This is a genomic window from Tenacibaculum geojense (assembly GCF_042676005.1).
Classification (GTDB): Bacteria; Bacteroidota; Bacteroidia; order Flavobacteriales; family Flavobacteriaceae; genus Polaribacter; species Polaribacter geojense.
In genome coordinates, this window is sequence record NZ_JBHTJR010000037.1 from 36,433 (window position 1) to 61,288 (window position 24,856).

At 29.9% G+C, this 24,856-nt stretch carries 19 protein-coding genes; 13 read left to right on the top strand and 6 right to left on the bottom strand.

Annotated elements, in window-relative coordinates; genetic code table 11:
- Positions 1 to 45 precede the first annotated feature (45 nt).
- From ACFQ1U_RS06585 to ACFQ1U_RS06600, 4 genes are all read left to right on the top strand, one after another.
- The gene (locus tag ACFQ1U_RS06585; protein WP_386106576.1) at positions 46 to 765 is read left to right on the top strand and encodes a hypothetical protein; all 720 of its coding nucleotides are present in this window, start codon (positions 46 to 48) and stop codon (positions 763 to 765) included.
- A 160-nt stretch (positions 766 to 925) separates the two neighbouring features.
- Entirely contained in the window at positions 926 to 1,453 is a 528-nt protein-coding gene (locus ACFQ1U_RS06590; RefSeq protein WP_386106578.1) for a hypothetical protein, read from the top strand.
- 11 nt (positions 1,454 to 1,464) lie between these two features.
- Complete coding sequence (locus ACFQ1U_RS06595) at positions 1,465 to 3,165, top strand: tetratricopeptide repeat-containing sensor histidine kinase (RefSeq protein ID WP_386106580.1); 1,701 nt, start codon at positions 1,465 to 1,467, stop codon at positions 3,163 to 3,165.
- Positions 3,166 to 3,169: 4 nt separating this feature from the next.
- Entirely contained in the window at positions 3,170 to 3,913 is a 744-nt protein-coding gene (locus ACFQ1U_RS06600; RefSeq protein WP_386106582.1) for a LytR/AlgR family response regulator transcription factor, read from the top strand.
- Between the two features lie 44 nt (positions 3,914 to 3,957).
- Here ACFQ1U_RS06600 and ACFQ1U_RS06605 read toward each other — a convergent pair whose 3' ends face one another.
- Both ACFQ1U_RS06605 and ACFQ1U_RS06610 read right to left on the bottom strand, forming a co-directional pair.
- On the bottom strand, positions 3,958 to 4,227 hold the full coding sequence (locus ACFQ1U_RS06605) for a hypothetical protein (protein ID WP_386106584.1): 270 nt from the start codon (positions 4,225 to 4,227) through the stop codon (positions 3,958 to 3,960).
- Between the two features lie 269 nt (positions 4,228 to 4,496).
- Positions 4,497 to 4,901, bottom strand: coding sequence for a DUF1842 domain-containing protein (locus ACFQ1U_RS06610; RefSeq protein ID WP_386106585.1), 405 nt, complete (start codon positions 4,899 to 4,901; stop codon positions 4,497 to 4,499).
- A 225-nt stretch (positions 4,902 to 5,126) separates the two neighbouring features.
- Here ACFQ1U_RS06610 and guaB point away from each other — a divergent pair, with 225 nt between their 5' ends.
- The 4 genes from guaB (at position 5,127) to ACFQ1U_RS06630 (ending at position 12,191) form a co-directional block, all read left to right on the top strand.
- Positions 5,127 to 6,602 carry an IMP dehydrogenase gene (guaB, locus tag ACFQ1U_RS06615; RefSeq protein ID WP_386106587.1) on the top strand — a complete coding sequence of 492 codons (1,476 nt, stop codon included), beginning with the start codon at positions 5,127 to 5,129 and terminating at the stop codon, positions 6,600 to 6,602.
- 113 nt (positions 6,603 to 6,715) lie between these two features.
- Positions 6,716 to 8,578: a DNA topoisomerase IV subunit B gene (locus ACFQ1U_RS06620; RefSeq protein WP_386106589.1), complete on the top strand. Its 1,863-nt coding sequence runs from the start codon at positions 6,716 to 6,718 to the stop codon at positions 8,576 to 8,578.
- 45 nt (positions 8,579 to 8,623) lie between these two features.
- On the top strand, positions 8,624 to 11,329 hold the full coding sequence (locus ACFQ1U_RS06625; RefSeq protein ID WP_386106591.1) for a DNA gyrase/topoisomerase IV subunit A: 2,706 nt from the start codon (positions 8,624 to 8,626) through the stop codon (positions 11,327 to 11,329).
- A gap of 4 nt (positions 11,330 to 11,333) precedes the next feature.
- Complete coding sequence (locus tag ACFQ1U_RS06630; RefSeq protein ID WP_386106593.1) at positions 11,334 to 12,191, top strand: mechanosensitive ion channel family protein; 858 nt, start codon at positions 11,334 to 11,336, stop codon at positions 12,189 to 12,191.
- Here ACFQ1U_RS06630 and ACFQ1U_RS06635 read toward each other — a convergent pair whose 3' ends face one another.
- Entirely contained in the window at positions 12,192 to 13,406 is a 1,215-nt protein-coding gene (locus ACFQ1U_RS06635) for a peroxiredoxin family protein (protein ID WP_386106595.1), read from the bottom strand. It lies immediately after the preceding gene.
- A gap of 95 nt (positions 13,407 to 13,501) precedes the next feature.
- Positions 13,502 to 15,817: an endonuclease gene (locus ACFQ1U_RS06640; RefSeq protein ID WP_386106597.1), complete on the bottom strand. Its 2,316-nt coding sequence runs from the start codon at positions 15,815 to 15,817 to the stop codon at positions 13,502 to 13,504.
- Positions 15,818 to 15,979: 162 nt separating this feature from the next.
- Between ACFQ1U_RS06640 and pheT the strand changes: the two genes are divergently transcribed.
- The 3 genes from pheT to ACFQ1U_RS06655 all read left to right on the top strand — a co-directional run bounded on the left by pheT (position 15,980) and on the right by ACFQ1U_RS06655 (position 20,210).
- Positions 15,980 to 18,406 carry a phenylalanine--tRNA ligase subunit beta gene (gene pheT / locus ACFQ1U_RS06645; protein WP_386106599.1) on the top strand — a complete coding sequence of 809 codons (2,427 nt, stop codon included), beginning with the start codon at positions 15,980 to 15,982 and terminating at the stop codon, positions 18,404 to 18,406.
- A gap of 102 nt (positions 18,407 to 18,508) precedes the next feature.
- A complete protein-coding gene (locus ACFQ1U_RS06650; protein WP_386106601.1) occupies positions 18,509 to 19,540 on the top strand; it encodes a quinone-dependent dihydroorotate dehydrogenase in 1,032 nt (343 codons plus the stop codon).
- Between the two features lie 52 nt (positions 19,541 to 19,592).
- Positions 19,593 to 20,210 (top strand): LysE family translocator, encoded by a 618-nt coding sequence (locus ACFQ1U_RS06655; RefSeq protein WP_386106603.1) that lies wholly within the window; start codon positions 19,593 to 19,595, stop codon positions 20,208 to 20,210.
- 36 nt (positions 20,211 to 20,246) lie between these two features.
- Here ACFQ1U_RS06655 and ACFQ1U_RS06660 read toward each other — a convergent pair whose 3' ends face one another.
- Positions 20,247 to 20,720 carry an Hsp20/alpha crystallin family protein gene (locus ACFQ1U_RS06660; protein WP_386106605.1) on the bottom strand — a complete coding sequence of 158 codons (474 nt, stop codon included), beginning with the start codon at positions 20,718 to 20,720 and terminating at the stop codon, positions 20,247 to 20,249.
- 117 nt (positions 20,721 to 20,837) lie between these two features.
- Positions 20,838 to 21,518, bottom strand: a complete 681-nt coding sequence (locus tag ACFQ1U_RS06665) for a tetratricopeptide repeat protein (RefSeq protein ID WP_386106607.1) — start codon at positions 21,516 to 21,518, stop codon at positions 20,838 to 20,840.
- 214 nt (positions 21,519 to 21,732) lie between these two features.
- Here ACFQ1U_RS06665 and lon point away from each other — a divergent pair, with 214 nt between their 5' ends.
- Together lon and ACFQ1U_RS06675 are read left to right on the top strand one after the other, a co-directional pair.
- A complete protein-coding gene (gene lon, locus ACFQ1U_RS06670) occupies positions 21,733 to 24,189 on the top strand; it encodes an endopeptidase La (protein WP_386106609.1) in 2,457 nt (818 codons plus the stop codon).
- 148 nt (positions 24,190 to 24,337) lie between these two features.
- Positions 24,338 to 24,778, top strand: a complete 441-nt coding sequence (locus ACFQ1U_RS06675; protein ID WP_386106610.1) for a hypothetical protein — start codon at positions 24,338 to 24,340, stop codon at positions 24,776 to 24,778.
- Positions 24,779 to 24,856: the final 78 nt, after the last annotated feature.

A 24,856-nucleotide genomic window follows, 5' to 3' on the forward strand; every position in this document is an offset into this window, starting at 1 on the left:
AACAACAGGTTTTTTTTATCGTAAATTTATAACAAAGAACGAGTTATGATGAAATCGGTAAATATTGAAGAAAAATTAGTTCACGCTAGACAAAAGTCTTTACACTCAGAAAATATATTAAGTTGGGTATCCCAAGTTTTTAATGAAATTGATGTAGAAAGAAATAAAACGTTACAAAAGTTAAAAAATAATAGTACATCAATTACCAATAAGTTTGATATAGATAAAGTAGAAGCAAACAAAATTTATCACATTAGTCAGATAAAGAAGGTATGTGTTGATTACAGATTACGTTTTCTAGAGACTAAATTTTTTAAAGGTGATTACCCCGCAGAAGCAATTACAAAAATTAAAGAATTAGAAAGAAAACATAATATTAAGTTAAATGGATTTAAAATTATTGCTCCATCTGTTTTATTCAGGTTAAAAAAAGCAGATGATCCAATTTTATTGGCACCAATGGGGAATGATTATTATTATCTAATTCATAAATGGGGTAATGATCTTCATCCGTTACGTAAATTGTTATTTTGGCCAATTAAAAATGTTGGAAATTTACTATTTAGTTTTCTACTATTAAGTATTGGTTTAACGGTGTTAACCAATAATTTTATTTTTAATAATCAAGTTAGTTTACCTTATACAATCATGTTATTTATGTTTTATTTTAAAGGTGTGGTTGGTTTAACTTTATTTTACGGTATTGCCTTAGGTAAAAATTTTAATGAAAATATATGGCAAAGTAAATACGACAAAGTTTGTTAGTTTTTTAGTTGATTAGTAATACTTTTTTCAAAAACAATTAGTTAAGGTTTTTTGTTATTAGTAGGGTGGGAGTTAGCGTATGTTAACAATCCCACCTTTTCTTTTATAATTCATTTTTTATTGTATTTTTATAATCATAACCAAATAAATTTTAAAAACTATGGCATCTATTACAATAGGAGCAAACCCAGTGTTAACTAATTTAAACACTACAGTAGATTACAACCCAGAATCAAATTATCCTGCAGTAACTGTTTTTAGTAACGGTAACAACAATTACTCAGTTTATGCTTTATGTTATATCCCAACAGGAGCTTTAATATCTAAATCTGTTGCAGAATTTTGTCAAGGAAACTATTCAGGATATACTCCAACTCAGGCAATTCCATTAGTTGGAGATGTAAATAATGCTACAGTTGTTTTAGCTAACTTTGAAGATATTAAATCAGCAGGTCTTGTTCAGTCTACAAATACTAAGTTTTCAACTCGTTCTTTTGCAGTTTGTTATGATTTTGAAGCTCAAGGATCATCTTCTTATGAATGCAATGTGTATGCTTTAGAGTTTAATTATACAGTTGAAGACGGAAGTGATTATGAAGTATTATTTTTAGCTCAAGGTGACTTAGATCCAGATTTGAGTCGTGGAACTGTAAGTTCACCAGCAACTCCACCTCCTCCAACTTTATAAAAATGAACTTTGTGAAAAAAGTTATTATACTTATTGGTTTTTTCTTTAGTCTTTCTGTCTTATCGCAAAATAAAAATTTTTTACAAAAAAAAGGAGATTCAATTTGCTCTAATACTAAAGAAGTAACTTTTTGTAAGGCTATTGATTTCTACAGAAACGGCCAATATGATTCGTGTTACGCATATAGTAATAAGGCAATAACACTATCAAAAAATACAACTGAAAAAGATTTTTTCAGTTGTATTTTAGGTTACAGTGCTTTTGTAAAAGGGCTGAATAAGAAATCCTTATCAAGTATTCTTGATATTTCTGAAGATAAAGACTACAGGCAAACTAAAAACTATTTGTTGGGTAATATCTATCTTCGTTTAGGTAAATATGAAGAAGCTATTGAAGCAATACAAAATTGGTTGTTAAATAGTTCTACAGCTAGTGTAGCAATAAAAAAAGTTATGTTTCATAATCTGGCTGTTTCTTATATGCACATTAAAAAATATAAATTAGCTAAAAAATTTTTTGATAAAGAATTTCAACTTTTAAACCTAAAAGATACTTCGGCAATAATTAAAGCTAAAATGGATTTAGCTAATGTGTATTATGAACAGTATTTAGATGATGAAGCCATCCCATTATTTAAAGAAGCATATGACTTATCTGTTACTTTTACAGATATAGAAATGAAACATAATGCTTCAAAAAATATGGCTATAATAGAAAAAAACAGAAAGAATTTTGAGAAGAGTGTTAAGTATTTTAATGAATATGTGAAATGGAAAGACTCTATTTGGAATCGTGATCGAATTATTGAGTTAGCGGATAAAGATAAAGAAGTAGCTGTAGCTCAAAAAGATAAAGAAATAGCAATACAAGAAGCTGAAATAAAGCAAAAAGAAGCAGTTCAACGCGGATTGCTTTTTGGAGCTTCTGGTTTATTATTGTTTATAGCTGGCTTAGGCTTTTTTTATAGGAAATTAAAAAAGCAAAATGCTATTATTTCTAAACAAAAAGAAGATTTAAATGTAGCTAATAAAACAAAAGATTATTTGTTTTCTGTGGTTTCACATGATTTACGTTCACCAATAAATACAATTAAACGCCAACATTTAAAGTTACAAAAGCAATTAAAAAATAAAGAATATGATGCTGTTTTTGAAACAAATAATACAGCAATTGCTTTAACAGAAAGTACCAGTCATTTATTAAATAACGTATTGCATTGGTCTTTAGATCAAAACAATCAAATGAGTTTTAATAAAGATGTTTATCCATTAAAACCATTGATTGAACAAAGCGTTTTTGATTTTGAGCATATTGCGGAAGCTAAAAATATTGAGTTAACCACAAATTTAGATTCTTCATTATTAATTAAGGTAGATAAAGAATCTTTAAAAATAGTGTTACGTAATTTATTAGACAACGCTTTAAAATATACACCAGAAGAAGGGAAAATAGGTGTTAAAACATTTCTAAACAACGAGAATTGTATCATAGAAATTCAAGATACTGGACAAGGTATTTCTGATGAGCAATTAACTAAAATTAAAGATTTAGAAGATTTAACTATTGATAAAATAAATAGATCAGAAGGTGTAGGTTTGGGTATGCTATTATGCCAAACATTAATTAAAAAGAACCACGGAAAATTAATTATTAATAGTAAAATAGGACAGGGAACTTCTATACAAATAGTATTACAAACAGTAAAAGAGTAGTAAAATGAAGAATTTACAATTACTATTGCTAGAAGATTTAGAAGAAGAAGCTTTAGAATTATCCTCTTTTTTAGAAGATAATGACTATGATGTGTCTCATGCAAAAAACATTGAAGAGGCAGAATCATTAATAAAAAATCGTTTTTTTGATGTAATTATACTTGACATCATGATTAACGGTAAACCCGAAGGAATAGCACTTGCGCAGCGATTAAATAAACAAGGTATAGACGTACCTTTTTTATTTTTAACAAGCATGCAAGGAAAAGAAGTTTTTGATGAGGCCAAACTAACAAACCCATTAGTTTATTTATTAAAACCATACAATAAATTAGAACTGTTGTTTTCATTAGAGTTGGCTATAGAATCTTGTTACCAACAAAATAATAGTATTAGTTTAGCATCAGAAAATGCTGTGCTAAGTCCTTCGTATTTGTTTATTAAAAAGAAAAGAAGTGTAGTTAAAGTAGATGTAGCTTCTATTAACTACATTGAAGTAAAAGAAAAGTATTGTAGTTTACAATGTGATTCTGGTAATTACCTTATAAAATTATCATTAACAAAGTTAAAGGCAATGTTATCTAATCCAGATTTTAAACAGGTTCACAGAAATTTTTTAGTGAACGTTAAAAAGATTAAAGAAATATATTTTGAAGATAATCTTATAATTTTAGAAAACGGAGATAGAATTTCTTTTAGCGAACGTTACAAAAATGCATTTATTAAAGATAATACAATTTTTAGATAATATGAATAATAAAATCGAAAGTTTCACAACTTTCGATTTTTTGATTATAGCACTTTTTGAAATAGCTTTAATACAAAAATAAGTCCGTTTTCTATATTTAAAATAGCTTTAGCCTTTTCATTATTAGTTGCGGTCACATCGTAGATTAATTTTAATGTTTTAATTAAGTTTTGATGTGTTATTTTACTTTCGGTAATAATTTTTTTTAAGTCTTTAAAATTAAAGTTAGTACAGCTAGCAATTTCCTTTGTAAATTGATCTTCGTTTAAAAAAGTAGCTTTTAAGGCTAAGTCATTCCAGTCAATTGTATTCATAGTTTAGCTTTTTTTTAAAGGATAAGAGGCTGATGTGATTTATTCCATCAAGCCTCTTTTCCATCTTATAAATCCCCATTGTTGATTAAAATCCCCTCAAATCTTAATCTGTTATAAAATTACTTATAACTTAAGGCTTTATTTAGAAAAATGCCATGAGTGTTTAATTATAGAGCATAAGCGTATAATGGTTAAAGCCCCAAATAAAAAAGAGTCATTTCTTAAATAAAAAATGACTCTTCATTAATAGCTTTTAAAGCTAAGTTTGGTTAGTTTTCTGCAGTTACAGGTACATCTTTAATATGTTGGTTTCCATAAGTAAATCCACCAGTCCCATTCCAGCTATTATCAATATCCAAATAAGCAGAAAACTTTTGTAAGTAACTACCAATTGCTGGAGGTGGAACAGAAACCACATATTCACCTTCTAAATTCACTATTTTGGTAACATTTCCATAGCCAGTGTGTCTAATAGTTCCATTAACTTTTACTTCAATAGGTTTTGCATCAATAGCTTGTGTAATTTCTACTAAGCCAGTTGCTGTTCCGGAAGCAGCGTTAACCACCAATGAAAAATGAGCTATTGGTGCTCCAGGCATTCCAACATTTCCGATTGTTCCTTTTGCTAAATAAGCAGAAGCTAATAACGATTTTTTTTCTTCTAAAGTTTGCATAATAAATAAGTTTTAAGTTAGACTAATTTTTTAGATACTTCTCATATCCGATATAAAGTTACTAGCTTATTGGCTTGTTTATTAGCATAAAACCATGAGCGTAAGAAATTAAAGTATAAGTGATTAATCTTGTTAAGATAGATTAACACTTAGTTAAACTGCTAATAAATAATTTTACAGTATATTTGCATGCAATTAATTAACAACACAACAATTGATTGCAATATGAAGGCCCACGATTCAAAATTTGTAGGTGAAGGATTAACATATGATGATGTATTATTAGTTCCTGCCTATTCAGAAGTACTACCCAGAGAGGTTAATATTCAAACTAAATTTACCAAAAACATCACTATCAACGTTCCAATAGTATCAGCAGCTATGGATACCGTTACAGAAAGTGCTATGGCTATTGCTATTGCAAGAGAAGGTGGTATTGGTGTTTTACATAAAAACATGACTATTGCACAACAAGCTTTAGAGGTTAGAAAGGTAAAACGTGCCGAAAGTGGTATGATTATAGATCCAATTACTTTACCATTAACAGCTATTGTTGCTGATGCAAAAAATGCAATGAAAGAGCATAGTATTGGTGGTATTCCAGTAGTTAGTGACGATCATAAATTAGTGGGTATTGTTACGAATAGAGATTTACGTTTTGAAAAAAATAACGAAAGACCTATTACAGAAGTAATGACTTCAGAAAATTTAATCACAGTAGAAACAGGAACATCATTAACTGATGCTGAGATTATTTTACAAGAAAATAAAATTGAAAAGTTACCAGTAGTTGATGATAATGATAAACTGGTAGGTTTAATTACTTTTAGAGATATTACAAAGCTAACTCAAAAGCCTATTGCTAATAAAGATAAATTCGGAAGACTTCGTGTTGCTGCTGCACTAGGCGTTACAGGTGACGCAGTAGAAAGAGCAGAAGCATTAGTAAAAGCTGGGGTAGATGCAGTTATTATAGATACTGCCCACGGCCACACAAAGGGAGTAGTTTCTGTTTTAAAAGAAGTTAAAGCTAAATTTCCAGAATTAGATGTAGTGGTAGGTAACATTGCCACACCTGAAGCTGCAAAATACCTAGTAGAAGCAGGAGCAGATGCGGTTAAAGTTGGAATTGGTCCAGGATCTATATGTACAACAAGAGTTGTAGCAGGTGTTGGTTTTCCACAATTTTCAGCTGTATTAGAAGTAGCAGCAGCAATAAAAGGTACTGGAGTTCCTGTAATTGCTGATGGAGGTATACGTTATACAGGTGATATTCCTAAAGCAATAGCTGCAGGAGCGGATTGTGTAATGTTAGGATCTTTATTAGCAGGAACAAAAGAAAGTCCTGGAGAAACTATTATATACGAAGGAAGAAAGTTTAAATCTTATCGAGGAATGGGATCAGTAGAAGCCATGAAAAAAGGATCTAAAGATCGTTATTTCCAAGATGTTGAAGATGATATTAAAAAGTTAGTACCCGAAGGAATTGTAGGAAGAGTTCCTTATAAAGGAGAATTACAAGAAAGTATACATCAGTTTGTTGGAGGTTTACGTGCCGGAATGGGATATTGCGGTGCTAAAGACGTTGAAACTCTTAAAAACAATGGTAAGTTTGTAAGAATTACAGCAAGCGGAATTAATGAAAGCCACCCTCATGATGTAGCAATAACCAAAGAAGCACCAAATTATAGTAGAAGATAATTTGCTGTAAATAAATCATTTAAAAACTCTGTTAATAACTATGTTAACAGAGTTTTTTATTTTTTAATGTGAAATGTTATTTTAGCTAACACTTCAAAACTCACTCACAATTTATGGCTCAAGAAACACAATATACCGAAGACAATATACGCTCGCTCGATTGGAAAGAACATATTAGAATGCGACCTGGGATGTATATTGGTAAATTAGGTGATGGTTCTTCACCTGATGATGGAATATATATATTAGTAAAAGAAGTTATAGATAACTCTATTGATGAGTTTGTAATGGGAGGTGGAAAAACCATCGAAGTTTCTGTGCAAGGAAATAAAGTTATTGTTAGAGATTACGGTAGAGGAATACCATTAGGTAAAGTAGTAGATGTAGTTTCTAAAATGAACACAGGTGGTAAATATGATTCTAAAGCCTTTAAAAAATCGGTAGGATTAAATGGAGTTGGTACCAAAGCGGTAAACGCGTTGTCAACTTATTTTAGAGTAGAATCTACACGTGATGGTAAATCAGCTTCTGCAGAATTTGAAAAAGGTAACTTAACCAATCAAGAGACTTTAGAAGAAACTTCTCGCAGAAAAGGAACCAAAGTTACTTTTATTGCTGATGAAACCATTTTTAAGAATTATAAATACCGTCCCGAGTATATTACCAAGCTTCTAAAAAATTATGTGTATTTAAATCCAGGTTTAACCATAGTTTTTAATGGAGAAAAGTTTTATTCTGAACATGGATTAAAAGATTTATTGGAAGATAATAACAATGTTGATGACATGTTATACCCAATAATTCATTTACGAGGCGATGATATAGAAATTGCTTTAACACATAGTAAAACTCAATATTCAGAAGAATATCACTCATTTGTGAATGGTCAAAACACATCACAGGGAGGTACACACTTGAGTGCTTTTAGAGAAGCAGTTGTTAAAACCGTAAGAGAGTTTTATGGAAAAAGTTTTGATGCTTCAGATGTTAGAAAATCAATTGTAGGAGCTATCTCTATTAAGGTAATGGAGCCTGTATTTGAAAGTCAAACTAAAACAAAGTTAGGTTCTACAGATATGGGTGGAGATTTACCTACTGTAAGAACTTATATTAACGATTTTGTAAAAACGCAATTAGATAATTATTTACATAAAAATACGGAGACTGCAGATAAGCTTCAGAAAAAAATATTGCAGGCAGAGAAAGAACGTAAAGAATTATCTGGAATAAGAAAATTAGCTAGAGACAGAGCTAAAAAAGCTAGTTTACATAACAAGAAATTACGCGATTGTAGAATTCATTTTGGAGATACCAAAAAAGAAGGATATTTAGATACTACTTTATTTATTACCGAGGGAGACTCTGCATCAGGATCAATTACAAAGTCAAGAAATGTAAACACGCAAGCAGTATTCAGTTTAAAAGGAAAACCATTAAATTCTTACGGTTTGTCTAAAAAAATTGTTTACGAAAATGAAGAGTTTAACTTATTACAAGCTGCATTAAATATTGAAGATAGTTTAGAAGATTTAAGGTACAATAATATTGTAATAGCTACCGATGCTGATGTTGACGGTATGCATATTAGGTTGTTGTTAATTACATTCTTCTTACAGTTTTTTCCTGAAGTTATTAAAGAAGGACATTTGTATATTTTAGAAACACCATTATTTAGAGTAAGAAATAAAAAAGAAACTATTTATTGTTATTCTGAAGAAGAGAAACAAGCAGCTATTGAAAAGCTAAGAGGAAAACCAGAAATAACTCGATTTAAAGGGCTTGGGGAGATTTCTCCAAATGAGTTTGTTCATTTTATAGGAGATGATATGCGTTTAGACCCGGTAATGTTAGATAAAGATATGTCTATAGAACAAATGTTACAGTTTTATATGGGTAAAAATACACCAGACAGGCAAAAATTTATCATTAATAACCTTAAAGTAGAGTTAGATTTAATTGCTACTGAAGATAAATAATCAATACTATTTGCTATCAATTAATATTAATTAAGAAACATCTTAATGGAAGAAAACAACAATTACGAACACGAAGAAGAGTTAAATAACGAGCATCAAGAAGCCGCTGAAAGTATTACCAAAGTTACAGGTATGTACAAAGAGTGGTTTTTAGATTATGCCTCGTATGTAATTCTAGAACGTGCAGTTCCATCTATAGAAGACGGTTTTAAACCTGTACAACGTCGTATCATGCATTCTATGAAAGATTTAGATGATGGACGATATAACAAGGTAGCAAACATTGTTGGTCATACCATGCAATACCATCCACACGGTGATGCTTCTATTGGAGATGCAATGGTACAAATGGGGCAAAAAGAGTTATTGATAGATATGCAAGGTAACTGGGGTAATGTTTTAACTGGTGACCGTGCAGCAGCTTCTCGTTATATAGAAGCACGTTTGTCTAAATTTGCCTTAGATGTTGTTTTTAATGCCAAAACAACAGAATGGCAATTGTCTTATGATGGTAGAAAGAAAGAACCAGTTAACCTGCCAGTAAAGTTTCCGTTACTATTAGCGCAAGGAGCAGAAGGTATTGCAGTAGGATTATCTACTAAAATTTTACCTCATAATTTTGTAGAATTAATAGATGCTTCTATAAAATATTTGAAAGGTAGAAGCTTTACAATTGTACCTGATTTTATTACAGGGGGAATTGCAGATGTTACCAATTATAATGATGGTAAAAGAGGAGGTAAAGTTAGAGTTCGAGCCAAAATATCTGCTTTAGATAAAAAAACATTAGTAATTACAGAAATACCGTTTGGTACAACTACAACTAGTTTAATTGACAGTATTTTAAAAGCTAATGATAAAGGAAAAATTAAAATCAAACGTATTGAAGATAATACTGCTGCTAATGTAGAGATTTTAGTGCATCTGCCAACTAATGTTTCTCCAGATAAAACTATTGATGCTTTATATGCTTTTACTAGTTGTGAAAATTCAATTTCACCATTATGTTGTGTAATTGAAGATAATAAGCCTCACTTTATAGGAGTAACAGAAGTGTTAAAAAAATCTACAGATTTTACTGTTGAGCTTCTAAAAAGTGAATTAGAAATACAGTTAAATGAGTTAGAAGAACAATGGCATTTTTCTTCTTTAGAAAGAATATTTATTGAAAATAGAATTTATCGTGACATTGAAGAGGTTGAAACTTGGGAAGGTGTAATTAAAGCTATTGATGAAGGTTTAAAACCTCATACAAAACATTTAAAACGCGAAGTTACTGAAGAAGATATCGTTCGTTTAACCGAAATCAGAATTAAAAAAATATCAAAATTTGATATTGATAAAGCAAAACAGTTTATAGAAAGTTTAGAAGAAAAAATAGCAGAAGTAAAACATCATCTAGATAATTTAATAACCTATGCTATTGATTACTTTAAAGAACTAAAAACTAAATACGGAAAAGGAAAAGAACGTAAAACAGAAATAAGAATCTTTGATGACATTGTAGCTACTAAAGTAGTGATGAGAAACTCTAAACTTTACGTTAATAGGGAAGAAGGTTTTATTGGTACTTCTTTAAAGAAAGATGAGTTTGTTTGTGATTGTGCTGATATTGATGATATTATTGTTTTTAGAGACAATGGTAGCATGATGGTTACAAAAGTAGATTCTAAAACTTTTGTAGGTAAAGGAATTATTCATGTAGCTGTTTTTAAGAAAAAAGACAAACGTTCAGTTTACAATATGATTTATAAAGATGGAACTAAAGGGCCATCATACATGAAACGTTTTAATGTAACCTCTGTAACAAGAGATAAAGAGTACAATTTAGCAAACGATAACGATAAATCTAAGGTATTATACTTCACAGCCAATCCTAATGGCGAGGCTGAAGTTGTTACCATATTATTACGTTCTGTAGGTAGTATTAAAAAGCTTAAATGGGATATTGATTTTGCTGATTTAGCTATTAAAGGACGTTCTGTTAGAGGTAATTTAGTATCAAAACATCCTATTAAAAAAATAGAATTCAAAGAAGCAGGAGTGTCCACACTAAAGCCAAGAAAAATTTGGTTTGATGAAACGGTTCAACGCTTAAATGTAGATCAAAGAGGTGAGTTGTTAGGAGAATTTAAAGCAGAAGATAAAATACTAATAGCAACACAATCGGGTAAAATAAAGGCTGTAGCACCTAATTTAGAAATGCACTTTGATAATGATATGATTGTCTTAGAAAAGTGGAACCCTAAAAAACCTATTTCAGCAGTTTATTTTGATGGTAATAAAGAACGTTATTTTGTGAAACGTTTTTTAATAGAAACACCAGATAAAGAAGAAATTTTTATATCCGAGCATGAAAAAAGTCAGTTAGAAATTGTAGCTACGGACTTTAGACCAATAGCTGAGGTAGTATTTTCAAAAAGAAGTTTAGAAAAAATTACGTTAAACTTTGAAGAGTTTATAGCTGTTAAAGGAATTAAAGCATTAGGAAATCAGTTAACTACTGATAAAATTAGGCAAATAAACTTACTAGATTCATTGCCTTATGAAGAGGAGGTAGAAGAACCTGTAGAAGAAATTGAGGTAACTGAAGAAGAAGTGTTAGATACGGAACTCGAGTTGGCTATTGAAGAACAACCTAAGAAAGAATTTGATACTGTTAAAGAAGATAAAGCCAATAAAGCACTTCAAAATGCTTTAAAAAAGAAAAAGGAAAATAGAAAAGATGATGATCAAACATCATTGTTTTAATTAGATGAATACAACCTTAGAAAATATTTTTTCACCATCAAACAAACCACTAGATATACTGCTTTATATTCTAGTGGTTGTAGTTTTGGCATGGGTTGTTTCTAGAGCTGCTCGTTTTATAATTTTACAAATTATCTCACGTAAAAAAGATAGATATGGTAGAACTAGTATTCAGTTTTTACGTAACTCTGTAAGTTTTGTAGTTGGTTTTATAGCTTTTGTTTTTATAGTGTATAGCATCCCACTATTTAGAAATAAAGCAAATTTAATTTTCTCTGGAGCCGGAATTTTAGCAGCTATTATTGGTTTTGCTGCACAAGCAGCCTTATCTAATTTAATTGCGGGAGCATTTATTGTAATTTTTAAACCCTTTAGGGTAGGAGACTATATTAAATTAGATGATTCTAGAGTTGGTATTGTTGAAGATATTACGTTGAGACATACCGTTATTAATAATTTTGAAAATAAGAGGTTAATTATACCCAATTCGGTAATTAGTACAGATTCTATTTTAAATCATACTATTGAAGATTCTCATATTTTAAGTTTTAATAATTTTAAAATAGGTTTAAAAGCAAATATAGATTTAGCGAGAAGAATTATACAAGAAGAGGCGCTTAAACTGCCAAATGTAATGGATAATAGAACTCCAGAAGAAGTATTGGTAGATAAGCCTCAAATAGAGGTAAGAGTAATTGATGTACATGAAAATCACATTCATATGCGTGCTTATGTATGGATAAATGAACCTTTTTTAGAATTTAAAACTAAATGTGATTTAAAAGAATTGGTACATAAACGCTTCGTTTCGGAAGGAGTTCATTTACCAATTCCTATTACTGAAGTAATTAAAGCAGAATAATTATTCTGCTAATAACTTCTCTATTAAATTCTTGAAGTTTGAGGTGAATTCATAATATTTTTCTCCAGTTGCAGGCCCATTAAATCCTGTATGTATTTTTCTTACTTTTCCTTTTTTGTCAATAATTACAGTAGTAGGGTAAGATAAAACCTTGTCTAACATTGGTAATTTTTCTTGAGCCATTAGTTTATCTGAAGATCCATATTGAGCTAAAAGTATTGGATATTCAATACCAGTTCCTTCTTTTAACCTCTTTATAGCTTCAAAAGCTTCATCAGGAGTTTTAGCTACTTCAAATGCTAGTCCTACAAAAGCAAGGTCTTTATTTTTGTAATTTCTGTAAAAATCAGAATAATACCTACTTTCATCTAAACAATTAGGGCACCAACTACCCATTATTTGAACTACAACCACTTTGTTTTTAAAATTTTCATCATCTAACGAGATCATTTTTCCTTTTTCATTAGGAAAACTAAATGTAAATCGTTGGTCTTTATTTTTTAAAGATGTTAATGTATCAGGATCAGGTAATTCATAATTATCATTCTTTTTAGCTACAAATGGCTCTTTCCAATGGTTTCCTGAATAAAATGTACCTGTTAAAGTACTGTCTGTTACCTTTGCTTCAAATAAAAATGCATGAGCACCGTCAAAAGTAGAAAGGTATAAGCTATCACCGCTTACGGTTCCTTCTAAATATCGATAATCTCCAGTAGTTGTTCTAAATGTACCTGTAACTTTTTCATTATTTTGCTTAAATATACCCTTGGCAATATACCTGCTGTTATTGTTGTCAGGACTAAATGTAGTTTCCCAATTACCACTAATATTAGTTATAGGCTTAGCTGTTTTATCAAATCTATTTTTATCGAGTTTTGCTTCAAAAGGAACTATTCGATTACTAGTTGGTTTAATAAAGTTACCTAACAATGTATTATTCTCAGTAATAATAGCTTTTATATAACCTTCAAAAATGGGCATTTGTATTGTAATAGAATCATTATGATAGGTGATTTCATCAACATGAATAACTTCATCAGCATTAAATATGGTTAAGGTGTTTTTAGATGTAACATCAAAATTGAAAGGTATTTTTTTATTATTATCAAGTCTTAAAATTCCTCTATAAGCTCCATTTTGTAAAAACCTATTTTCTTTAGATGATGTACAGCTTATAATTGTTACAGCTACAATAGCTAATAGTATATTTTTCATTACTTAAAAATCTTTGTTGTTTGTTCGTAATTCTAATTAGTAACTTACAAAAAAAGACCGCCATTGGCGGTCTTTTAACAAATGTTTAGTAAAGTTTATTTTTTAAGAAACTTTGAATGAATTTTTCGTTGTCCATCATTAACTTCAAGAATGTACATGCCATTATTTAGGTTGCTAACATCTACGGTTCTTTCAAGATTTCCTCTTTTAACAGTTTGTCCAATTACATTCATAATTCTGTAAGTAGCAGTTCTGTTGTCTTTAAGTTGAATATTAATGAAATTTCTAGCTGGATTAGGGTATACATCTGCAGCAAAAAGTTTAGGCTCGTTACCTAATTTACCATCAATTTTAATATCATTAGTATTACTATTTTTTGCAGTACCACCAATATTAACAGTGTAATCTTCTACCTCTCCATAAGAAAAAGTTTCACATGCTGTTTGAGCAGCATCCCATTTCATAGAAACTCTCATTCTAGTTAAACCACTACTAGCTGAAGTTGGAACAGAAAAGGTATATGATAAATTACCAGAACTAGATGATGACCCACTAACAACTTGTTCAGACGATTCAAATATTCCGTTTTTGTTAAAATCAATCCATACTTTCCAGAATTCAGTATATGAAGAACTACTGAATCCAGCACTAACAACTATAGTGTTACTGCCATAAGATAAATTTCCTACCTTACTTGTAAAATTGGCATAACCTCCATTATTTCCAGTAGCATTACTAATTCCACCTAAAACAACATTATCAATCCATTCATAACTAGCGTTATTTCCTTTAGAACTACAATATGAAGTAGGAGGAGGTGTAGAATCTCCACCACCAGAACTACCACCATCAACGCTGTGTGAACCCAAACCAGAGAAAGTATTTTGGTTTAATACATTCCATTCGCTTGAGACATATGAAGTATTTGGACTGTTAACAGATGATTTTCTTTGTAAAGTTTTATCTTTTGCAAAATTACTACTACTATTAGGGTTACCAACAACATCTATAAGTGTTGTGTTTTTGTATAATGCTACAGCATCATTTCCATTAAAAGTTAATGCACTATTGCTAGTAACTAAGTCTGCGTTATTTTTAACTGTAGTAGAGGCACTGCTGTAAGCAATAACGTATACTTGACCGTTAGCAATAGATCCACTTAAGTTTAAAACACTACTAAAAGATCCACTACCGTTAGTAGCTTTTCTTAAAGAGTATCCAGATAAATTTACAGTATTACCAGTAAAGTTGGCAATTTCTATGGCTTTGTTATTTGAAGATCCTTCTACATACTCAGAAATAAACAATTCATTAGCGCCACTTCCACCACCAGATGCGCTCGAAGTAGTAACAGAAACAGTATTACTATTATTAGAAATATTGCCTGCTGCATCAAAAGCTCTTACATTAAAAGTGTAATTAGTTCCGGCTGTTAAACTAGATATATTGGCACTAGTACCGGTAACATTACCTAATAAAGTAGATCCTCTGTATACATTATAACCTGAAACAGCAACATTGTCTGAAGAAGCATTCCAGTTTAAAGTTAATGTAGTTTGTGTAATATTTGATGCAACTAAATTAGTTGGAGTAGAAGGTGCTTGTGTATCAGAACTTCCTCCACCATTACCAAATAAGTCTTCAGCTTGTGGACCTCCCCAAATTTCAGTAGCAAAAGCAGGATTGTCTATGAAAGGATTTCTATTTCCTTGTAAATTTTCTAAAATAGGATTACGTTGTTTTTCAAATTCAGAAACAGGATCTTCAGCGTTCCATTCTAAAAATAATAAAAGCATGTTATTATCAGAAGCAACTGTACTTCCAACACCAACTCCAGTAGGTAAGCATTGGCTTCCATATCGTAAATACATATACATCATCATACGAGCAACGTCACCTTTCCATTCATCTCCAGGATACCATCCTCCAGAAACATTTCCAGCATTACCGCTACCGTCAGCAAATTTTTTGCTACTTCTTTGTGAGTTAAAGCTGATATCAGCAGCTCTTAAACTATGTGCATCAGATCCAGCCCCTGATGTACCTAGGTTAGGATTTCCTAAAGATTTTGGATATACATGTTCTCTATTCCATTGAGAGCCAGCAGTACCACCGTTAGCGTCTTTACTACGAGACCTGTCAGTAACATAATTACCATCAGAATCACTATAACCATAAATTAATAATACTTTAGATGGGTTATTAGGGTCTAAATCAGTTTGTTTTAGTGCCTCCCAAACACCAGGTGTATAAGATAAATTAGTAGTGTGTGTACTAATTATTTTGGTAGCTAACTCATTTTTTAGAGAATTACCTGATAAATTTAAATTCACATTGTTATAATATGAAGGAATTTGCGCAAACACATTAAAACATGCTAAAAGCGCAATAAAAAGTAATGTTTTTTTCATTTAATTGGGTTGTTTTGGGTTTTCAGTTTGCAAATTAACAAAAAATTAACATAGGTTAATATTATCAAATTGTTAACAAATGGTTGTTAATGAGCAAATAAATTTCAATTGATTTATTCGTTTGTTTTTATGTAAATTTGCAGGCTAAATCAAACACTTAAAATGAAAATATCATACAACTGGTTACAACAATTTTTACAGCTAGATTGGAATCCTGAAAAAACAGGAGAACTTTTAACTGATTTAGGATTAGAAGTTGAAGGAATTGAAACCATTGAGAGTATTAAAGGAAGCCTTAAAGGTGTAGTTATAGGTGAAGTTTTAACTTGTGTGAAACATCCTAATGCAGATAAGCTTAAAGTTACTACTGTAAATATTGGAGGAGAAACACCTGTTCAAATAGTATGCGGTGCACCTAATGTAGATGCTGGTCAAAAAGTTCCTGTAGCAACAATTGGTACTATGCTGTATGATGAGAAAGGTGAAGGATTTAAAATTAAGAAAGGAAAAATAAGAGGAGAAGAGAGTCATGGAATGATTTGTGCTGAAGACGAATTAGGTTTAGGTAGCAGTCATGATGGGATTATGATTTTAGATGAAAGCTTAGTTCCAGGTACTCCTGCTGCTGAAGTTTTTAATATAGAAACTGATTATGTTTTCGAAATCGGTTTAACGCCTAACCGTGCAGATGCGATGAGTCATTTTGGTGTTGCCAGAGATTTGCGTGCCGGTTTATTACAACAGAATATAAATTTAGAATTAATTTCACCATCTGTTTCTGATTTTCATGTTGATGAACGAAGATTAAAAACTGATATTGAAGTTTTAGATAAAGATTTAACTCCGCGTTATTGTGGAATAACTATAACCGATGTTGAAGTAAAAGATTCACCAGAGTGGATTCAAAACAGATTAAAGGCCATTGGAATTGCTCCAAAAAACAATGTTGTTGATATTACTAATTATGTATTACATGAATTAGGTCAACCTTTACACGCTTTTGATGGAGGAAAGATCAAAGGAGGTAAAGTAGTTGTTAAAACATTACCAGAAGGAACTAAGTTTGTTACGTTAGATGAAGTTGAACGTGAGCTTTCGTCAGAAGATATTATGATTTGTGATGCTGAAGATAACCCTTTATGTATAGGAGGTGTTTTTGGAGGTTTAAAATCAGGAGTTACCGAAAGTACCACAACTGTATTTTTAGAAAGCGCATATTTTAATCCAGTTTCTATAAGAAAAACAGCTAAACGCCATGGTTTAAATACAGATGCATCTTTCCGTTTTGAAAGAGGTATTGATATAAATTTAACCAAATATGCTTTAAAAAGAGCGGCATTATTAATAGAAGAATATGCTGGCGGTAAAATGTCATCAGATATTATGGATTTTTATCCTGAGAAAACAGAAGACTTTGAAGTTTTCTTATCTTTTGACAGTGTTTATAAATTAATTGGTCAAGAAATTCCGAAAGAAACTATCAAAAATATTTTAGCTTCTTTAGAAATCAAGATAAACAGCGTTACTGAAGCAGGCTTAGGTTTAGTTATTCCTTCTTACCGTGTGGATGTTCAGCGTGAAGCAGATGTTATTGAAGAAATATTAAGAGTTTATGGATATAATAACATTGAATTTTCTCATAAATTAAACACATCAATCTCCTTTGATAATGATGTGTTTGTGAAAATAGAAAATGTTGTTGGAGATCAGTTGGTAGGTTTAGGTTTTAATGAAACCATGGCAAATTCATTAACAAAACCAGAATACACACAATTATCAGAAACATTAAAAGAAGAGTTTAACGTAGAAATGTTAAACCCATTAAGTAATGACTTAAAAGTAATGCGTCAATCATTATTATTCAGTGGTTTAGAAAGCGTTGCCTATAATATTAATAGAAAAAATAGTTCTTTACAGTTTTTTGAATTTGGAAAGACATACCACAAATATGAAAGTGGTTATCAAGAAGATAAGCATTTAACGTTATTTGTTTCAGGAAACAGAACAAAAGATAGTTGGAAAGTACCTACACAAACTTCAGACTTTTTCTATTTAAAAGGAGTAGTAGAGGCTGTATTAACTCGTTTAGGAATTACTAAATTTAAATCTGCACCTGTAAAATCTGATGTTTTTGCTGAAGGTATTAGTTTAAGTTTAGGAAAAACTAAATTGGTAGATTTTGGTGTTGTTACCCGTAAAGTTTTAAAAGAGTTTTCTATAAAACAAGAAGTATTATTTGCAGATTTTAATTGGGAAAATATTTTAAGTTTATCAGGTAATAAGAAAATTAAAGTAGCAGATTTACCAAAATTCCCTGCAGTAAAAAGAGATTTAGCTTTATTAGTTGACAATACTGTTGCCTTTAAAGAAATTTATAACTTAGCTTTTCAATCAGAAAGAAAATTATTGAAAGAGGTTGATTTATTTGATGTATATCAAGGAGATAAGTTACCAGAAGGTAAAAAATCATACGCTGTTAGTTTTGTGTTACAAGATGAAGGGAAAACATTAAATGACAAGCAAATTGATAAAATAATGCAGAAATTACAACAAACATTCGAAAAAAATGTTGGTGCAGAATTAAGATAATATAAATGCTTCCTTTTTAGGAGGCATTTTTTATATAAATATCTACCATCAAAAATAATAACAAGTATTTAAAAAGCTACTTAAAATCATCTAAAAGCAAACATGTACAAATTAATTATTCGTCCAATTTTTTTTCTTTTTGACCCAGAAAAAATTCACCATTTTACCTTTTCATTGATAAAATTTATATCAAAAATTCCTGGTGTTTCAATATTGTTTAAAAGTTTATATCAAGTTAACGATAAACGATTAAAAAGAAACTTATTTGGTCTAACATTTAAAAATCCAGTAGGATTAGCAGCAGGTTTCGATAAAAACGCTGTTTTATATAATGAATTAGCTGATTTTGGTTTTGGTTTTATAGAAATAGGCACCGTTACTCCTAAAGGACAAGAAGGGAACCCAAAACAACGATTATTTCGTTTAAAAGAAGATCAAGGAATTATTAACAGGATGGGCTTTAATAATGAAGGATTACAAATGGCCATTCAACAACTTAAAAAGAATAAAGGAAAAGTAATTATTGGTGGAAACATTGGAAAAAATACAGCTACGGCACCTGAAAACTATACAGAAGACTATGTTGAGTGTTTTAAAGGTTTACATCCATATGTAGATTATTTTGTATTAAATGTAAGTTGTCCAAATGTTAGTAGCCATGCTAAATTAGAAGATGCAGATTATTTAAAAGAATTAATTACTGAAGTTCAACAATTAAATGCAAAAGAAACTGTTCAGAAACCTATTTTATTAAAAATAGCACCAGATTTAAACAACCAGCAATTAGATGAAATTATAGATTTAGTTGCAACTACTAAAATTGATGGTGTAATAGCTTCTAATACGTCTGTGAATAGAGAAGGTTTACTAATTTCCAATAGTCGTTTACAAGAAATTGGTAATGGTGGTTTAAGTGGTCAACCTATTAAAAATAGAAGTACTAAGGTTATAAAATATTTAGCAGACAATTCTAACAAGTCTTTTCCAATTATTGGAGTAGGAGGTATTCATTCTGCTGCAGATGCTTTAGAAAAAATTGAAGCTGGGGCAGATTTAGTTCAAGTTTATACAGGTTTTATATATGAAGGGCCTAGCTTGATCAAAAAAATAAATAAAGCAATTTTAAAAAGATAGTTTTTAAAATCTTTCTTTTTAAATTTATTGATATAAGATTTATTTATAAGTAATGATTGAAACACTTTTATCATTTGCGTTAGCCACAGCTACGCTAGCTATTTCACCCGGACCAGATAACATTTTTGTACTCACTCAAAGCATAGTTAATGGAAAAAACTATGGATTGGCCACTGTTTTAGGTTTAATGACAGGATGTATTATTCATACAACTTTAGTTGCCTTTGGTGTTTCTGAAGTAATTAAAAGAAATCCGAATTTATTTTTTGTAATTAAACTTTTTGGTGCTTGTTATTTACTGTATTTGGCTTATATGGTTTTTAAAAGTGATTCAACTATTACTTTTTCTACAAATACAATAGAAAAAAAATCAACATTTTCGCTTTTTAAAACTGGTTTTTGGATGAATGTATTAAATCCGAAAGTAACCATCTTTTTTTTAGCTTTTTTTCCACAGTTTTTATTTTCTGAAAAGTTAAATTCAGTATATCAGTTTTATGTATTAGGCTGTATTTTTATACTTGTTTCTTTTGTGATATTTTCTGGAATTGCTCTTTTAGCAGGAGAAATATCTAGTTACATTAAAAAGAATAGTAATATAGGAGCATTTTTAAAATGGATGCAAATAGTTGTGTTTATTAGTATTGCAGTATATATTTTAATAAGTTAAAAAAAGAGCAATTTTAAAATTGCTCTTTATTTGTTGTTAAGATATGTCTATTCTTCGTGGTGGCTTCTTTTTAGCTTCTTCTTTTTTAGGGAGTGTTATGGTTAACAGTCCGTTAGTGTAGTTAGCTTTAATTTTAGAATCATCTACAGTATCGGGTAACGTAAATGATCTTTTAAAAGAGGTGAATTCAAATTCTTTTCGTGCATAATTAAAATTATTACTCTCAGTTTCTTTTTTAAGTTCAGATGAAATTGATAAAACATTATCATTTAAATCAATTTCAAAATCACTCTTCTGCTTTCCTGGAGCAGCCATTTCTACAACATAAGATTCATCATTTTCTAAAATATTAACCATAGGTGTATGCACTTTGTGAATACTTGTGTTAATAATATTAGATAAATCATTAGTAAAAAAATCATCTAGTAAAGATGAAAAATTTGGGAAGTTTGTTTGTTCTTTTCTTTTTGTTAAACTTCCATTACTTGATGTTGATACTAAATTACTCATAACATAAAACAATTTTAGTTAAACAATATTTATTTAAATATTTATCAAATAAAATACCATTGTTTAAAATGCTAGCATTTAGTTGTTTATAATGACATTTTTTCAGAATGACACTTACTATTTGTCATTTTTTGTTAAATCTTCAAGATTTCTTTTAGCGTTTTCATTTTCAGCATTAATGCTAAGGGCTTTTTTATAATTTTCTTTAGCATTTGTTGTGTCTTTAGCTTTTAAATATGCATCACCCAAACTATCATATACATTGGAGCTATTAGGATATAATTTAGTATTGATGGTGAAAACCTGAATCGCTTTCTGAACACTATCATTTCTTAAGTATCTATATCCTAAGCTATTTAAATTACGTTCTCTTATTATTTTACTTAAACTATCTTTTTCTTTAATAGCTAAGTACCCTTCAAGTGCTTTTTCAAAATTATTATCGGCTAAATATTCACTTGGTGTTTTTTCATTTTTATCAAGTTTATTAAAAAAGTATGTTTTACCGTGATGTTCTCTTTTTTTCGCTAATTCAATTCTGTTTTTATTGTTATTAAAAATTAATTTTTCATTAAGTTCACTAGCATAAAAAGTAGAGTCATTTACTTTTAAAGGTTTAATTTCTTGATTTCGCCATTTCAGATATAGTTCAGCATCATTAAAAAATACTTCAATAATTTCATCATCATTAAAATAATACCTTCCTGTAGCTTTATTAATAAAATCTTCAGAGCTGGTTTTTGTAGAACAGCTTAATAAAATAAAAAATGACAGTAAAAGAGTTAGTTTAGTTTTCATGGTTAGTTATTTTTTATATGATACGACGACTAATTCTTAAAATTGTTACAATAAATTTGAATATATACGTGTTGGCATAACTATTGAAATATAGGTTATAACATTAAAGTATTTTACTGGTATTAATAATAAAATCAATACTTTAAAAGTAAATACGAATGACATTTAATTTTTAATCACAGTATTAAATGTCAGAATGACAGATAATGATATTATGAGTAAATCAAAAATTATACATTTAGACAATTTGTCGCTACAAGATATGATTAATGAAGATTCTGAGTTAATTCCATTATTAACACCAGAAGACGAAGAAATCATAAATAAAGAAGAGGTTCCAGAAGAGCTTCCTATTTTACCATTACGTAACACTGTACTATTTCCTGGAGTTGTAATTCCAATTACTGCGGGTAGAGATAAATCTATTCAATTAATTAAAGATGCCAATCAAGGAAATAAAACATTAGGGGTTGTTGCTCAAAAAGATAGTGAAGTAGAAAATCCATCAGCTGATGATATTTATCATACTGGTGTAGTGGCACAAATTTTACGTGTTTTAAAAATGCCAGATGGAAATACTACGGTAATTATCCAGGGTAAAAAACGATTTGAAATTGAAAGCTTTACACAAGAAGAGCCTTATTTAAAGGCTAAAGTAATAGAAGCCAAAGAAGAAAGAGAAGTTGATAATCAAAAAGAGTTTGATGCAATAATAGAATCTATTAAAGATTTGGCATTAGAGGTTATTAAAGAAAACCCAATGTTACCATCTGAAGCTTCTTTTGCTATTAAAAACATTCAATCAAATTCATTTTTAGTAAATTTTATTTCTTCTAACATGGATTTGTCTGTTTCTCAAAAACAGGTATTGTTAGAAAAAGATAATTTAAAAGAGCGCGCTTTATTAACATTAAAAAATCTTAATAAAGAACTTCAAAAATTAAAACTTAGAAATGATATTCAGTCTAAAACACGATCTGATTTAGACAAACAACAACGCGAATATTATTTACATCAGCAGTTAAAAACCATTCAAGAAGAACTAGGTGGAGTTTCTCATGACCAAGAGTTAGAAGAAATGAGAGCAAAATCTAAAGACAAAAAATGGTCCAAAGAGGTTGCTGAGACTTTTGAAAAAGAGTTAAGTAGGTTAAAAAGAATGAACCCTCAAATGGCAGAATATGGCGTTCAACGTAACTATTTAGAGTTGATGCTAGAATTACCTTGGGGTGAGTTTTCTAAAGATAAATTTGACTTAAAAAAGGCGCAAACTATTTTAGACCGAGATCATTTTGGTTTAGAAAAAGTTAAAGAACGCATCATAGAACACTTGGCTGTATTAAAGTTAAGAGGTGATATGAAATCGCCAATTATATGTTTATATGGACCTCCAGGAGTTGGTAAAACATCTTTAGGAAAGTCGGTAGCAGAAGCTTTAGGAAGAAAGTATGTTAGAATGTCTTTAGGAGGACTACGTGATGAAGCAGAAATACGTGGTCATAGAAAAACCTACATCGGAGCAATGCCAGGTAGGTTAATTCAAAATATTAAAAAAGCAGGAACTTCCAACCCTGTATTTGTTTTAGATGAGATTGATAAACTTGGGCAAAGTCATCAAGGAGATCCGTCTTCAGCAATGTTAGAAGTTTTAGATCCAGAACAAAATACCGAGTTCTACGATAATTATTTAGAAGTTGGTTACGATTTATCTAAAGTTTTATTTATAGCAACAGCCAATAATATTAATCAAATTCCATGGGCTTTAAGAGATCGTATGGAAATTATTAATGTAACTGGTTATACTATTGAAGAAAAGGTAGAAATTGCTAAAAAGTATTTATTTCCAAAGCAATTAAAAGAGCACGGATTAAATAAAGAGCATTTATCTATTGCCAAAAAACAAATAGAGAAAATTGTAGAGGGCTATACAAGAGAATCTGGAGTTAGAGGTTTAGAAAAGCAAGTAGCTAAAGTTGTTCGTTTTGTAGCTAAAAGTATAGCTATGGAAGAAGAGTATAATGTTGAAATTACAGATGAAGATATTGAAACAATTTTAGGTCCAGCTCGTTTAGAAAGAGATAAGTACGAAAATAACGATACTGCAGGTGTTGTTACAGGTTTAGCTTGGACGAGTGTTGGAGGTGATATATTATTTATAGAGTCTATTTTATCAAAAGGAAAAGGAAACTTATCTATTACAGGTAATTTAGGTACTGTAATGAAAGAATCTGCTACGATAGCAATGAAATACATAAAATCTAATGCTGATTTCTTCGGAATAAATCCAGAAGTTTTAGATAAATACGATGTTCATATTCACGTACCAGAGGGCGCTACACCAAAAGATGGTCCTAGTGCAGGAGTTACCATGTTAACATCATTAGTATCTTTATTTACTCAGAAAAAGGTTAAAAATAAAATTGCCATGACTGGGGAAATAACTTTACGTGGTAAAGTTTTACCTGTTGGCGGTATAAAAGAGAAAATTTTAGCAGCTAAAAGAGCAGACATAAAAGAACTTATTTTATGTGCTGATAATAAAAAAGATGTAGATGAAATTAAACCAGCTTATTTAAAAGGTTTAAAGTTTCATTATGTTACAGAAATGAGTGAGGTAATTGCATTAGCACTCACCAAACAAAAAGTAAAAAATGCTAAAAAATTAATATAATTTCAAGCCTCCATGTTTTGGAGGCTTTTTTATTGTTATATTTTCATTCTAGTTAATAAAAGTTATATAATATTTATATATTTAAACGTTATAACAAGTGTTAAGGCACTTAAACAAATTAATCCCTTAATTATTAAACAGAAGAATTATGAAAAAAATTATGGCACTGGCGTTGTTTTTAGCTTCATTTGCTGGGTACTCTCAAATTGAGTTGGTAGAAACAGAAAGTTCAGAAATTATTTCTAAGGTAAGTTATTTATACTTAGAAAAAAAAGGAGAAAATGAATATAGTTTTTACTATAAAAATATGAACTCGGTAGGGCATGAGTATGCTAATTTTACTTTTAAAGATTTAGACAATGATTTAGAAAAACTATATCAAATTATTGTTAAAGGATTTGAAGAAAAACCTAGAGATCCTTTAAAAATTAAAGCAAATGGAGCGGTAGTTTGGTTAAATTATAAAACCGATGATATTTCTGGAGAAACTTTATTAACTGTAGAACAATTTGAAGATGAAGACCCAGAAGTAAGTTCAGTATCTAGACCAGTAAATAAAGAAGATATTGATAAATTATTTAGAAAATAATTTAAGAATTGAGTCGTCCTAAAATAGGTTGACAGTTTTAAAAAATATATTTAAACCAGAGAAGCTAGCTTCTCTGGT